At 67.4% G+C, this 14,008-nt stretch carries 13 protein-coding genes; all 13 read left to right on the top strand.

Annotated features, from left to right (window positions below; translation table 11 throughout):
- Positions 1-66: 66 nt before the first annotated feature.
- The gene (locus FVA74_RS06555) at positions 67-870 is read left to right on the top strand and encodes an ABC transporter ATP-binding protein (RefSeq protein WP_147721276.1); all 804 of its coding nucleotides are present in this window, start codon (positions 67-69) and stop codon (positions 868-870) included.
- A gap of 47 nt (positions 871-917) precedes the next feature.
- The gene (locus FVA74_RS06550; protein ID WP_147721275.1) at positions 918-1,949 is read left to right on the top strand and encodes an aliphatic sulfonate ABC transporter substrate-binding protein; all 1,032 of its coding nucleotides are present in this window, start codon (positions 918-920) and stop codon (positions 1,947-1,949) included.
- Complete coding sequence (locus tag FVA74_RS06545) at positions 1,949-2,851, top strand: ABC transporter permease (protein ID WP_147721274.1); 903 nt, start codon at positions 1,949-1,951, stop codon at positions 2,849-2,851. Before FVA74_RS06550 ends, FVA74_RS06545 begins: the two co-directional genes overlap by 1 nt.
- 89 nt (positions 2,852-2,940) lie before the next feature.
- A complete protein-coding gene (gene pyrR, locus FVA74_RS06540; RefSeq protein WP_147721273.1) occupies positions 2,941-3,489 on the top strand; it encodes a bifunctional pyr operon transcriptional regulator/uracil phosphoribosyltransferase PyrR in 549 nt (182 codons plus the stop codon).
- Positions 3,486-4,439: an aspartate carbamoyltransferase catalytic subunit gene (locus tag FVA74_RS06535; RefSeq protein ID WP_147721272.1), complete on the top strand. Its 954-nt coding sequence runs from the start codon at positions 3,486-3,488 to the stop codon at positions 4,437-4,439. Before pyrR ends, FVA74_RS06535 begins: the two co-directional genes overlap by 4 nt.
- Entirely contained in the window at positions 4,436-5,764 is a 1,329-nt protein-coding gene (locus FVA74_RS06530; protein ID WP_147721271.1) for a dihydroorotase, read from the top strand. The genes FVA74_RS06535 and FVA74_RS06530 overlap by 4 nt, the downstream gene beginning before the upstream one ends.
- The gene (locus tag FVA74_RS06525) at positions 5,757-6,293 is read left to right on the top strand and encodes a hypothetical protein (protein WP_147721270.1); all 537 of its coding nucleotides are present in this window, start codon (positions 5,757-5,759) and stop codon (positions 6,291-6,293) included. Before FVA74_RS06530 ends, FVA74_RS06525 begins: the two co-directional genes overlap by 8 nt.
- Positions 6,293-7,438 (top strand): glutamine-hydrolyzing carbamoyl-phosphate synthase small subunit, encoded by a 1,146-nt coding sequence (gene carA / locus FVA74_RS06520; protein WP_147721269.1) that lies wholly within the window; start codon positions 6,293-6,295, stop codon positions 7,436-7,438. The genes FVA74_RS06525 and carA overlap by 1 nt, the downstream gene beginning before the upstream one ends.
- Entirely contained in the window at positions 7,438-10,743 is a 3,306-nt protein-coding gene (carB, locus tag FVA74_RS06515; protein WP_147721268.1) for a carbamoyl-phosphate synthase large subunit, read from the top strand. Before carA ends, carB begins: the two co-directional genes overlap by 1 nt.
- Positions 10,733-11,575: an orotidine-5'-phosphate decarboxylase gene (gene pyrF / locus FVA74_RS06510; protein ID WP_147721267.1), complete on the top strand. Its 843-nt coding sequence runs from the start codon at positions 10,733-10,735 to the stop codon at positions 11,573-11,575. Before carB ends, pyrF begins: the two co-directional genes overlap by 11 nt.
- Before the next feature lie 9 nt (positions 11,576-11,584).
- Positions 11,585-12,499 carry a guanylate kinase gene (gmk, locus tag FVA74_RS06505; protein WP_147721266.1) on the top strand — a complete coding sequence of 305 codons (915 nt, stop codon included), beginning with the start codon at positions 11,585-11,587 and terminating at the stop codon, positions 12,497-12,499.
- A gap of 22 nt (positions 12,500-12,521) precedes the next feature.
- The gene (gene rpoZ, locus FVA74_RS06500) at positions 12,522-12,779 is read left to right on the top strand and encodes a DNA-directed RNA polymerase subunit omega (RefSeq protein ID WP_147721265.1); all 258 of its coding nucleotides are present in this window, start codon (positions 12,522-12,524) and stop codon (positions 12,777-12,779) included.
- A 10-nt stretch (positions 12,780-12,789) separates the two neighbouring features.
- On the top strand, positions 12,790-14,007 hold the full coding sequence (coaBC, locus tag FVA74_RS06495) for a bifunctional phosphopantothenoylcysteine decarboxylase/phosphopantothenate--cysteine ligase CoaBC (protein WP_147721264.1): 1,218 nt from the start codon (positions 12,790-12,792) through the stop codon (positions 14,005-14,007).
- The last annotated feature ends 1 nt before the right edge of the window (position 14,008 follow it).

Genomic DNA, 14,008 nt, shown 5'->3' with positions numbered 1-14,008 from the left:
GGGCTTGCGTTTCGTTTCGTTACGCGCCGACTTTGGCGAGTGTGACGGCGGCCGTAGCCTCAACGGGTGTCCATAGCATCCCCCGCCCTCAGCACGGCAGCCGCACTCGGCGTGAGCCTGTCAGGCGTCTCGCGTGTCTTCGACTCCAAGGTCGTACTGCGGGACGTTGACCTCACGGTCGCGCCCGGCGAGATCATCGCCCTCATCGGGGCGTCGGGCTGTGGCAAGTCGACGCTGCTGCGCCAGATCTCAGGGCTCGACCTGCCGTCCTCCGGCGCGATAGCGATCAACGGCGAGCGTGTCACGGGCATCGATCTCCGCTGCTCTGTCGGCTTCCAGGAGCCGAGGCTGCTGCCGTGGCGCACGCTCGAACAGAACGCCCTGCTCGGGCTGTCCCGAGGCACAGCCAAGTCCGAGGGCCAGGAGCGCGTCCGTGAGCTCCTCCGCCTGGTCGGGCTCGCGGATGCCAGCAGCCTCCGCCCGCGACAGGTCTCCGGCGGCATGGCCCAGCGTGCGTCCCTGGCTCGCGCCCTCGCCCGCCGGCCCGGCGTGCTCGTGCTCGATGAGCCGTTCGGCGCCCTCGACGCGCTGACCCGCCTGCAGATGCAGGATCTGCTCCTCGATGTGCACGCCGCCGAGCCGACCACGATCATCCTCGTGACGCACGATGTCGACGAGGCGCTCTATCTCGCGGACCGCGTCGTGCTGCTCGGCACCGATCCCGCAGCGCCGGGCAGCGGCGCGAGCATCCGAAGCATCACGGCCGTGCCTGGTTCGCGCCCCCGCGACCGCGGCGACGCGACCCTCGCCCACCTGCGCGCCGAGCTCCTTGAGGGCCTCGGCGTGCACACGCACCACAGCAAGCACTGACCCCCTTCCCGCCACATCACCTCTTCTCGAGCTAGGACGACCACCACATGCGACGCAGATCCCTCGCCTCCACCCTTGCCCTCGTTGCCGCGGGCGCCCTGCTCATGACCGGCTGCGCCGCCGGCGAGGGCAGTGCACTCCAAGACGACGCCGCGAGCACGGGGGAGTGGAGCACCGACACGCTCAACATCGACTTCGCGACCTACAACCCACTGAGCCTCGTCATCAAGGAGCAGGGTTGGCTCGAAGACGAACTCGAGGGTGTCACGGTGAACTGGCTGCAGTCCGCCGGCTCCAACAAGGCCAACGAGGCACTCCGAGCGGGGGCCGTCGACGTCGGCTCGACCGCCGGCTCCGCCGCACTGCTCGCCCGCTCCAACGGCTCGCCCATCCAGGTCATCGACATCTACTCGCAGCCTGAGTGGGCGGCGATCGTCGTGGCGGCTGACTCCGACATCGAGAGCGCCGAGGACCTCCGCGGCAAGCGCATCGCCGCGACCAAGGGCACCGACCCGTACTTCTTCCTGCTCCAGACCCTCGAGGAGGCGGGCATCGGTCTCGACGAGGTCACCATCGAGAACCTGCAGCACGCCGACGGCGGCGCTGCCCTCACCTCGGGCGCGGTCGACGCGTGGTCCGGCCTCGACCCGATCATGGCGACGACCGAGATCCAGTCGGGCACGAAGCTGATCTACCGCAACGTGGACTTCAACACCTACGGCTTCCTCAACGCCACCGAGGACTTCGTCAAGAACCACGCGGATGTTGCCCAGGTTGTCGTGAACGCCTATGAGAAGGCCCGCTCGTGGACACAGGAGAACCCCGACGAGGCGGCACAGATCCTCGCGGATGTCGCGGGCATTGACATCGCGGTCGCCGACAAGGTGCTCAACGAGCGCACCATCCTTGAGGGGGTTGGTGAACCCGGCAAGAAGCAGCGGGATGTACTCGAGATCGTCGGGCCGATCTTCGTCGAGTCGCAGGACGTCAAGACGCAGGAACAGATTGACGAGGCGCTCGACTCACTCTTCAACGACAGCTTCTTCGCCAAGGCCGACCCGGCCGCGATCGGAGACTGATGCCGAACCGCTCAATCGCCGAAGCCCCTGCGCCAGAGACTGGCGCGGGGGCTCCCGCGAGCCTTCACCAATATTCATCGACCTACGGCTACTCCGCCGCCGGGTCCGAAGCGAATCCTCCCGCGGAGGCGCCCGCCGCCGGCCGGCGGAGCGCTCGCGGCTGGTTGATCGCTGCGGGCGTGGTCCTGCCCGTCCTGCTCTTCGCCGCTTGGTGGACCATCTCGGCCCTGGCACTCGTGCCCGAGCACCGCCTGCCGTCCCCGGCATCCGTGCTCGAGGCCGCTGTCGAGCTCGGCTCGAACGGCACGCTGCTCACGCATATCGCGATCTCGACACAGCGGGTGCTCATCGGCTTCGCGGCAGGATCGCTCATCGGGCTGGCACTCGGAGCCCTCGTCGGACTCTCGAAGTGGGGGAGGGCCTTCCTGTCCCCGACGGTCGGCGCCTTCAGGGCTGTCCCTTCACTCGCCTGGGTTCCCCTCCTCGTGCTCTACGTCGGCATCAATGAGGACTCCAAGGTCGCGCTCATCGCGATCGGTGCGCTCTTCCCCGTCTACACGACGGTGGCGGGCGCGCTCCGCCACGTCGACGCCCACCTCGTCGAGCTCGGGCGCGCCTACGGGCTCAGTCGTTGGGAGCTCCTCACGCAGGTGCAGCTGCCGGCCGTCGTCCCGAGCATCGTCTCGGGGCTGCGGCTGGCGCTCGCGCAGGCGTGGCTCTTCCTCGTGGCGGCAGAACTCATCGCCTCGTCCATGGGCCTTGGCTTCCTGCTCGTCGACTCTCAGAACAACGGCCGGGTCGATCGCATGTTCCTCACGATCATCCTCCTCGGCATCCTTGGTAAGACGACGGATGCGTTGATCGGTCTTCTCGAGAAGTACCTGCTCAAGCGCTGGTCCTGACCCTGGGGAGCCTCGACCGGACTGTATGCTGGTCGAAACACCACGACATCCTTTAACCACCGTCCTGTGAGGCGGGAAAGGAGGTCAGAATGCCGGAGCGAGTCGTTCTCCAGCAGGCTGATATTGCGCGCGCACTCACGCGCATCTCGCACGAGATCCTCGAATCCAATCGCGGAGCGGACGGCATCGTCCTCCTCGGAATCCCAACGCGTGGAGTACTTCTCGGCCGAAGGATCGCCGAGACGATGTCCCAGATTGCCTCTGTGCCCGTGCCGCACGGCTCCCTCGACGTCACGATGTACCGAGACGACCTCTCGCGGGGCCGCATCCGCACGCCCTCGCCGACCGAGATCCCGCCCGGCGGTATCGATGGCGCCGTCGTCGTGCTCGTCGACGACGTCCTGTACTCAGGTCGCACGATCAGGGCAGCCCTCGACGCCCTCGGTGACCTCGGACGTCCCCGCGCGGTGCGACTCGCCGCACTCGTCGACCGCGGGCACCGTGAGCTTCCTATCCGGCCGGACTTCGTCGGCAAGAACCTTCCCTCCTCGCAGCACGAGCGCATCAACGTGAGGCTCACGGAGGTCGACGGCGATGAGTACGTGAGCATCGTCTCTCCGGAAGGAGACTCCGCGTGAGGCACCTCCTGAGCACCCGGCACCTGAGTCGAGACGATGCGGTCGCGATCCTCGACGTCGCGGAGGACATGTCGGATGTCTCGACCCGCGAGATCAAGAAACTTCCCGCGCTCCGCGGCAAGACGGTCGTCAACCTCTTCTTCGAGGACTCCACCCGCACGCGGATCTCTTTCGAGGCTGCGGCCAAGCGCCTGAGCGCGGATGTCATCAACTTCGCCGCGAAAGGTTCGAGCGTCTCGAAGGGCGAGAGCCTGAAGGACACGGCACAGACGCTCGCCGCAATCGGCGCCGACGCAGTCGTCGTGCGGCATGGGGCATCCGGCGCCCCACAGGTCCTAGCCACGAGCGGCTGGATCGACGCTGGCGTCGTCAATGCGGGCGACGGCACGCACGAACACCCGACGCAGGCCCTGCTCGACGCATTCACGATCCGGCGCCGGTTCTTCGGTGCGGATGCTCGGGGCCGCGACCTCACCGGCCTGTCGGTCGTGATCGTGGGCGACGTCTTGCACTCCCGAGTTGCTCGATCGAATGCCTGGCTCCTCACGACGCTCGGTGCAGAGGTGCGCCTGGTGGCCCCGCCCACGCTCCTGCCCGTCGGGGTGGAAGCCTGGCCCGTGACGATCGACTACTCGCTGGATTCCGCGCTCGCAACGCCGGCCGACGTCGTCATGATGCTCCGCGTGCAGGCCGAGCGCATGAGCGCCGCCTTCTTTCCCACGGCGCGTGAGTACGCCCGGCTGTGGGGCCTCGATGACGAACGGTTGGCCCGTCTCGACGAGGGTACGATTGTCATGCACCCCGGACCGATGAACCGCGGGCTCGAGATCTCCTCTGGAGCAGCGGATTCAGCGCGCTCGACGGTTCTCGAGCAGGTCTCGAACGGGGTTTCGGTGAGGATGGCTGTGCTGTACCTCTTGCTTTCTGGCGAACGGGAGGACCTGGCATGAGAGAGTCGATTGTTGTGAAGGGCGCCCGGCTGCTGGGCGGCGACGCGAGCGACCTGCTCGTGCGCGACGGAGTCATCGCGGAGATGGGCTCTGGCCTCAGCGAGCACGGTGCGCGGGTCATCGACGCGTCCGGTCTCATCGCGTTGCCTGGCCTCGTCGACCTCCACACGCACCTGCGCGAGCCTGGATTTGAGCACAGCGAGACCGTCCTGACGGGATCTCGCGCCGCCGCAGCGGGCGGCTTCACGGCCGTGCACGCGATGGCGAACACCTCGCCCGTCGCCGATACGGCAGGAGTCGTCGAACAGGTCGCCTCTCTGGGTGACGCCGCTGGCTACGTCACGGTTCGTCCCGTCGGCGCGGTCACGGTCGGCCTCAATGGCGAGGCCCTCGCAGAGATCGGTGCCATGGCCCGCAGCCGCGCATCGGTGCGCGTCTTCAGCGACGACGGGAAGTGCGTCTCAGACCCTCTCCTCATGCGCCGGGCCCTTGAGTACGTCAAGGCCTTCGACGGCGTCATCGCGCAGCACGCACAGGAGCCTCGCCTCACGGAGGGCGCCCAGATGAACGAGGGCACCGTGTCGGGCGAACTGGGACTCGCTGGATGGCCCGCCGTGGCCGAGGAAGCGATCATCGCGCGGGACGTGCTGCTCGCCGAACACGTCGGCTCTCGGGTCCACATCTGCCACCTCTCCACGGCCGGCTCCGTCGAGGTCGTGCGCTGGGCCAAGTCCCGCGGCATCGCGGTGACGGCCGAGGTGACTCCTCACCACCTCCTCCTCGACGAGGAGCTCGTGCGCAGCTACGACGCGCGGTACAAGGTCAACCCACCGCTTCGCCGCGCCGAAGACGTCAGTGCACTCCGCGCCGGGCTCGCGGATGGCACGATCGACATCGTCGCGACCGACCATGCCCCGCACCCCGCCGAGGACAAGGACTGCGAGTGGTCGGGCGCCGCTTTCGGGATGGTGGGGCTCGAGACCGCGCTCTCGGTCGTGCAGGCATCCGTCGTCGACTCGGGGCACCTGGACTGGGCGGATGTCGCGCGCGTCTTCTCGCGGGTTCCCGCCGAGATCGGGCGACTCTCGGGCTACGACCGCGGCATCGCAGTGGGAGCGGAAGCGAACTTCACCCTCTACGACGCGACGGCATCGCGGGTCATCGAGCAGGGCGACCTTCGAGGCAAGAGCACGAACTCGCCGTATCTCTCCCTCACACTGCCCGGGCGCGTCGTGACAACGGTTCATTCAGGCCGGGCCACTGTGCTCGACGGTGAGCTCGTTGACCCGAACGTCCTGCATTCCGTTGGAGGCGCCCGTGGATAAGAACAGCCTGATGGCGATCGTCGTCGCCCTCATGATCATCCTGCCGGCGCTGATGGCTCTGGGATGGCACAACCGCCGTCGCCGGCAGTCGTCGATTCCGGCGCCGCGCCGTCTCGATGCCGCCCTCGTCGACGCGAGCTTCGCCGCTGATGTCTTCTACGTGGCCACGACGGTGGCGGGGGAGCCGCTCGAGCGCATCGCGGTGGGCGGGCTCGGCTTCCGCGCCCGCGCTTCCATCGCCGCGAACGGCGAGGGTGTCGCGTTGACGATCCCGGGCCAGGCGCCCGCCTGGATTCCCGCGGAAGAGATCGTCGGCATCGACCGGGCGACCTGGACGATCGACCGTGTGGTCGAGCCAGACGGCCTCGTACTGCTCGCGTGGCGACTCGTCGCCGACTCGGGGGAGTCCACCCCCGTCGATTCCTACCTGCGATTCGACCTACCCACGCTCGCGGCAGACTTCATCGCCGCCGTCACCGAACTCATCAACCAGTCATCACCGTCATCCGCCCAGGGAGGAACCGCCTAGTGGCCATCGAAGAACCCGCCGTGCTCGTACTCGAGGACGGCAGCAGATACCCGGGACGTGCCTATGGCGCCCGCGGCACGACCCTTGGCGAGGCGGTCTTCGCGACCGGCATGACCGGGTACCAGGAGACGATCACCGATCCCTCCTACGCGGGCCAGATCGTCATCATGACAGCGCCCCACATCGGCAACACGGGGGTGAACAGCGAGGACAACGAATCGAAGCGTATCTGGGTCAACGGCTTCGTCGTGCGCGACCCCTCCCGAGTCGTCTCGAACTACCGTGCTGAGGGCGACCTCGCTGAGCGCCTCGAACGCGAGAACGTCGTGGGCATCAGCGGCATCGACACCCGCGCCGTGACTCGTCGCATCCGCGATGCCGGCGCCATGCGGGCGGGCGTGTTCTCGGGAGCGGATGCGGAACTGTCACCCGAGGAGCAGCTTGCGGCGGTGCGAGCGACCGAAGGAATGGTCGGCCAGAACCTCTCGGGCGACGTCTCGACGGCCGAGGCATACGTCATTCCGGCCGAGGGTGATCGGCTCGGCACCGTCGCGGTGCTCGACCTCGGCGTCAAGGATTCCACCCTCAACTACATCTCAGCTCGCGGCTTCGACGTGCACGTCCTCCCGCAGACGACGTCGATCGGCGAGGTGCTCGCTGTCGAACCGGATGCCGTCTTCTACTCCAACGGGCCGGGTGACCCCGGTGCATCCGACAATCACGTCGAGCTCCTGCAGAACGTGCTCCGCGAGGGGCTGCCCTTCTTCGGCATCTGCTTCGGCAACCAGTTGCTGGGGCGCGCCCTCGGCTACGGCACCTACAAGCTCCCCTTCGGTCACCGCGGCATCAACCAGCCCGTCGTTGACAAGGGCACTGGGCGCGTCGAGATCACCTCGCACAACCATGGCTTCGCGGTGGATGCACCGACCGACGGCCCGAGTGATTCGCCCGCCGGTTTCGGGCGGGTCGAGGTGAGCCACGTCAACCTCAACGACAACGTCGTGGAGGGGCTCCGCGCGCTCGATATCCCCGCGTTCTCGGTGCAGTACCACCCCGAGGCGGCGGCCGGCCCGCACGACGCCAACTACCTCTTCGACCGGTTCCGCGACATGGTGCTCGAGCACAAGCAGAAGGAAAGCAAGTAATGCCCAAGCGCGACGACATCAAGTCCGTCCTCGTCATCGGCTCCGGCCCCATCGTCATCGGCCAGGCGGCCGAGTTCGACTACTCGGGCACGCAGGCGTGCCGGGTGCTGCGAGAGGAGGGCGTGCGCGTCATCCTCGTGAACTCCAATCCGGCGACGATCATGACTGACCCCGACTTCGCCGACGCGACCTACGTCGAGCCGATCACGTGGGAGGTTATCGAGACGATCATCCAGAAGGAGAAACCAGACGCGATCCTTCCGACGCTCGGCGGCCAGACCGCGCTCAACGCCGCGATCGACCTGCACGAGCACGGCATCCTCGAGAAGTACGACGTCGAACTGATCGGCGCCAACTTCGAGGCGATCCAGAAGGGTGAGGACCGCCAGATCTTCAAGGAGCTCGTACTGGAGTGCGGGGCGGATGTCGCGCGCTCGCACATCGCGCGCACGCTCGACGAGGCGATCGAGTTCGCGGAGGACCTTGGCTATCCGCTCGTCATTCGCCCCTCCTTCACGATGGGCGGCCTCGGTTCAGGATTCGCCTACACGCGTGAGGACCTCGTGCGCATGGTGACCGACGGCCTCCACCAGAGCCCGACGACCGAGGTGCTGCTCGAGGAGTCGATCCTCGGGTGGAAGGAATACGAGCTCGAGCTCATGCGCGACACGTCCGACAACACGGTCGTCGTCTGCTCGATCGAGAACGTCGACCCCGTCGGCGTGCACACGGGCGACTCGATCACGGTCGCGCCCGCGCTGACGCTGACGGATGTCGAGTTCCAGAACCTGCGCAACATCGGCATCGATATCATCCGCGCGGTGGGCGTCGACACGGGCGGCTGCAACATCCAGTTCGCGATCGACCCCAAGACGGGGCGGGTCATCGTGATCGAGATGAACCCGCGCGTCTCCCGCTCCAGTGCCCTCGCCTCGAAGGCCACCGGCTTCCCGATCGCGAAGATCGCCGCGAAGCTCGCGATCGGGTACCGCCTCGACGAGATCCCCAACGACATCACCCGCGTGACCCCGGCGAGTTTCGAGCCGACCCTCGACTACATCGTCGTCAAGGTTCCCCGCTTCGGCTTCGAGAAGTTCCCCGCGGCCGACACGACCCTCACGACGACCATGAAGTCGGTCGGCGAGGCGATGGCAATCGGTCGCAACTACTCGACCGCCCTCCAGAAGGCGCTCCGTTCGCTCGAAAAGCGGGGCTCATCCTTCCACTGGACCGGTGAGAGCCGCTCCAAGGAGGAACTCCTAAAGGTCGCATCCGTGCCCACCGACGGCCGCATCGTGACCGTCCAGCAGGCACTGCGTGCGGGCGCGACCGTCGACGAGGTCTTCACGGCGACGGGGATCGACCCCTGGTTCGTCGACCAGATCGTGCTCATCAACGAGGTTGCGGCGGATGTCGCGGCTGCCACTGCGCTCGACGCCCACGTGCTCCGGCACGCCAAGGAGCACGGTTTCAGCGACCAGCAGATCGCCGAGCTGCGGGGCCTCACCGAGCAGCAGGTGCGGGATGCCCGCCACGACGCCGGTGTCCGCCCCGTCTTCAAGACGGTTGACACCTGTGCCGGTGAGTTTCCCGCGCTCACGCCGTACCACTACTCGAGCTACGAGCAGGAGACCGAGGTGACGCCGAGCGACCGCCGCAAGGTCGTCATCCTGGGTTCCGGCCCCAACCGCATCGGCCAGGGGATCGAGTTCGACTACTCCTGCGTGCACGCGTCATTCGCGCTCTCAGATGCCGGTTTCGAGACGATCATGATCAACTGCAACCCCGAGACCGTCTCGACGGATTACGACACGTCCGACCGCCTGTACTTCGAGCCGCTGACGCTCGAGGACGTGCTGGAGATCATCGACGCGGAGCGCGCGAGCGGCGAACTCGTCGGTGTCATCGTGCAGCTCGGCGGGCAGACCGCGCTCGGCCTCGCCAAGGGACTCAAGGAGGCGGGCGTGCCGATCCTCGGCACCTCGCCTGAGGCGATTGACCTCGCCGAGGAGCGTGGCCTCTTCCAGGGCATCCTCGACGAAGCTGGTCTCGTGGCGCCCCGCAACGGCACGGCGGTGGACCCGGCCGGCGCGGTGAAGGTCGCCGAGGCGATCGGGTACCCCGTGCTGGTGCGACCGTCCTTCGTCCTGGGTGGCCGCGGCATGGAGATTGTGTATGACACGCCGTCCCTCGAGGACTACTTCCGCCGCATGGAGGGCCAGGTCGTCATCGCGGAGGGTTACCCGCTCCTCGTCGACCGCTTCCTCGACGACGCCGTGGAGATCGATATCGACGCGCTCTACGACGGCGAGCAACTCTACGTGGGCGGCGTCATGGAGCACATCGAGGAGGCGGGCATCCACTCGGGCGACTCGAGCTGCACGCTGCCTCCCGTGACCCTGGGTCGCGACCAGATCGAGCGTGTGCGCCAGGCGACGCACGCCATCGCGGCCGGACTCGGCGTGCGCGGCCTGCTCAACGTGCAGTTCGCGATCGGCGCTGGCGTGCTCTACGTGCTCGAGGCGAACCCTCGCGCTTCGCGCACGGTGCCCTTCGTGGCGAAGGCGACGGGAACTCAGATCGCCAAGGCAGCCGCCCGCATCATGGTCGGCACGAGCATCGCCGAGTTGATCAAGGAGGGCATGCTCCCCGCGCTCGACGGCTCAGTCATCCCCATGGACTCGCCGGTCGCGGTCAAGGAGGCGGTGCTCCCGTTCAAGCGCTTCCGCACGGCGGACGGACGCATCGTCGACTCGATCCTCGGGCCGGAGATGCGTTCGACGGGTGAGGTCATGGGCTTCGACTCCAACTTCCCCCGGGCCTTCGCGAAGAGCCAGGTGGCGGCATCCGTGCGCCTTCCACACAGCGGCACGGTCTTCGTCTCGGTCGCCGACCGCGACAAGCGGGCCATCGTGCTGCCCGTCGTGCGCCTCCAGCAGCTCGGGTTCACAATCCTCGCGACCCTCGGCACCGCAGAGATCCTCAGCCGCAATGGAATCCACGCGGAGGTCGTGCGCAAGTACGACCAGGGCGAGGCATCCGTCGAGGGCGAACCTTCGATCGTGGAGTTGATCGACCAGCGCAAGGTCGACATCGTGATCAACACGCCGAGCGGACGGAGCGCGCGAGCTGACGGCTACGAGATCCGCGCGGCTGCTGTGGCGGCAGACCTGCCGCTGTACACGACGATCGCGCAGGTCGGCGCTGCCGTCGCATCGATCGAGTCGACGCGTGACGGCTTCACCGTCACGTCCCTGCAGGATTACGCAGCGGCGCGAAGCGAACGGCTGGCACTTGTCGAATAGCTTCGGGGAACGCCTTCGCACCGCCGTCGACGAGACGGGCCGACTGTGCGTGGGGATCGACCCACACGCGTACCTTCTGGGGGACTGGGGCCTCACTGACACGGCCGAGGGCGTACGCGAGCTGTCGCTTCGCGTCATCGACGCGATCGGCGACGCCGCAGCGGTCATCAAGCCGCAGGTCGCCTTCTTCGAACGCCACGGGGCTGCCGGATACGCGGTGCTCGAGGAGGTGCTCGCTTCAGCGCGTGCGGCCGGCCTGCTCGTGATCGCGGATGCCAAGCGCGGCGACGTCGGCACGAGCGTCGAGGCCTACGGCCAGGCCTGGCTCACACCGGGCTCACCTCTCGAGGCAGATGCCCTCACCGTGAGCGCCTTCCAGGGAGTCGCTTCATTGGCATCCGTTCTCGACCTGGCGGCGAGGGAGGGCAAGGGACTTTTCGTGCTGGCAGCGACCTCCAACCCCGAGTCCCGGGTCATCCAGCAATCGCTGACCGCGCAGGGCCGATCTGTCGCGGCAACGATCACCGACGAGGTCGCTCGCTGGAACGCTGTGTCGACCCCGGATGCCGGGTGGGGCTCTGTCGGGCTCGTGCTGGGCGCGACCGTCTCCCTTCGGGACTACGGCATCGACCCGAGTGAGCTGGCCGGCACGCCCGTCCTCGCTCCCGGATTCGGGCACCAGGGGGCAAAGATCGCTGAGCTCTCCGCGATCTTCGGTGCCGTGGCACCCTCGGTGCTCGTGAACGCCTCACGCAGCATCCTCAGCGCGGGACCCGACGGAGTCGCCCGAGCGATCCGCGAGCACGCGGAAGAGATCGCGGCGGCTCTCTAGGATGGCGTCATGGTGAGCTCCAAGCCCCCCGAGGTCGATCGGAGAGCTGCGGCGGTCGCGGCGGTCGCTGCTCGCCGCGCCCGCGCCGCGGTGAAGCGTGCGGTGGCCACGGGCGCCCGCACGCCCCTCGATGTCGCTCTCGCCGCGTGGGAAGCCGAGCAGCGTTCCCCGGAAGCAACGCTCAGGGTGCGCGAACTGCTCGGAAGCATCCCCGGCTTCGGTCCCGTACGGGTTGCCGCCGTCATGCAAGAGCTCGGTATCGCGGATTCCAAGAAGGTGGGCGGCCTCGGGCGCCGACAGAGGCTCCGCTTTGAAGAGTGGCTCCGTAGCCGCGAGGCGTCCCACGAAAGCGAGGGGCGCCTGGTCGTCCTGGCGGGCCCGACGGCTGTCGGCAAGGGCACCGTCTCCACGTACATCCGGGAGAACTTCCCGGATGTCCACCTCTCGGTCTCTGCGACGACGCGCGCGCCTCGGCCGGGCGAGATCGAAGGCGTCAACTACTTCTTCGTGAGCGACGAGCAGTTCGATGAACTCGAGGCGTCGGGCAAGATGCTCGAGACGGCGACCGTGCACAACGCCTACCGCTATGGCACCCCGCGGGGGCCAATCGAAGAAGCCCTAGCATCCGGCCGCAGCGTGCTCCTCGAGATTGACATCCAGGGCGCACGCTCGGTGAAGGCCGCCATGCCGGAGGCCGTGCTCGTGTTCTTGCTCCCGCCAACCTGGGAGGAGCTCGTGCGTCGTCTTATCGGCCGGGGCACGGAGGACGCCGAGGAGCAGGCGCGGCGACTCGAGACCGCCAAGGTCGAACTCGCCGCCCAGGACGAGTTCGATCACCGCGTCGTCAACCACCAGGTCAGCGAGGCGGCCCAAGAGGTCGTAGACTTGATGTCTACCTCTCGCAGACGCACGACGGCCCACTGAGGGCATTCAAGGAGTTCCGACCATGGTCAACCGTTCACAGGGCATCATCGATCCGCCCATCGACGAGCTGCTCTCGAAGGTCGATTCCAAGTACGCGCTCGTGATCTTCGCGTCCAAGCGCGCTCGCCAGATCAACGACTACTACGCTGACCTCCACGAGGGCAGCCTCTTCGACAACGTGGGCCCACTCGTTGACTCGACGATCGACGACAAGCCCCTCACGGTCGCCCTCCACGAGATCAACGAGGACAAGCTCGTAGCGAAGCCGCTCGCCGAGTAGCCTCGCTCATATGGGAGTCGACGCAGCAACGACCGCGCACACGGAACGACTCAATGTCCTCTTCGGCGTGACTGGCGGCATTGCCGCCTACAAGGCCGTCGCGGCGATCCGGCGGCTCGTCTTGGAAGGCCACGACGTGCATGTGGTTGCGACCGAAGCCGCCCTGCGCTTCGTCGGCAAGCCGACGTTCGAGGCGATCAGTCGCAACCAGGTGCACAGCGAGCTCTACGAGGGCGTCGCGGAAGTTCGCCATGTGGCCCTCGGCCAACGGGCGGATGTCATCGTCATCGCGCCGGCGACCGCCAACACGATCGCCAAGCTGGCATCGGGAGCCGCGGAAGACCTGCTCGGCAACTCGGTGCTGGCAAGCACGGCCCCGCTCGTCGTCGCTCCCGCCATGCACACCGAGATGTGGCAGCATCCGGCCACCGTCGCGAATGTCGCGACCCTTCGTGACCGGGGAGCAGTCATCGTCGGACCGGACTCCGGGCAGTTGACGGGCTCGGATTCCGGCCCCGGCCGCCTCGTCGACCCCGACGTGCTCGTTGACGCTGTCCTCGGGGCGGCGGCTCCGCGAGACCTCACGGGCCGCTCGATCGTCGTATCCGCCGGCGGCACTCGCGAGCCCATCGACCCCGTGCGCTTTGTGGGTAACCGCTCGACGGGCCGACAGGGCATCGCGATTGCGACCGCCGCTGCACGTCGCGGGGCGGACGTCACCCTCGTGCTCGCCAACGGTGAGGTCGAGGCCCCGCGAGGAATGTCCGTCGTGCGGGTGTCGTCAACAGCCGACCTCAGGAAGGCGATGGCGGAAGCGTCATCGCGGCACGACATCGTCATCATGGCTGCGGCGATCGCCGACTACCGGCCCAGTTCGGTGTCGGAATCCAAGATCAAGAAGGAGTCGCAGGGCGACACGCTCTCGATCGAACTCGTGCGCAACCCCGACATCCTCGCCGAGCTGTCGTCGGGGCGGCGTGAAGGCCAGACGATCATCGGCTTCGCCGCCGAGACGGAGCGCGACGATGAGGAGATGCTCCGACTCGGTCGCGAGAAGATCAAGCGCAAGGGCTGCGACTTTCTCGTGCTCAACCGCGTCGGCTGGGCGGAGGGCTTCGGCGTCGAAAGCAACAGGATCACGGTGCTCGACCCCTCGGGTGCCATCGTCGGGGAGGCATCCGGGTCCAAGGCGTCGGTGGCCGACCGTATCCTTGACCTGCTCATCTGAC

It is taken from the genome of Salinibacterium sp. dk2585, assembly GCF_008001035.1.
Classification (GTDB): Bacteria; Actinomycetota; Actinomycetes; order Actinomycetales; family Microbacteriaceae; genus Homoserinimonas.
Note: the sequence above shows the minus strand (reverse complement) of the source record. Positions and strands in the feature narration are given on the sequence as shown.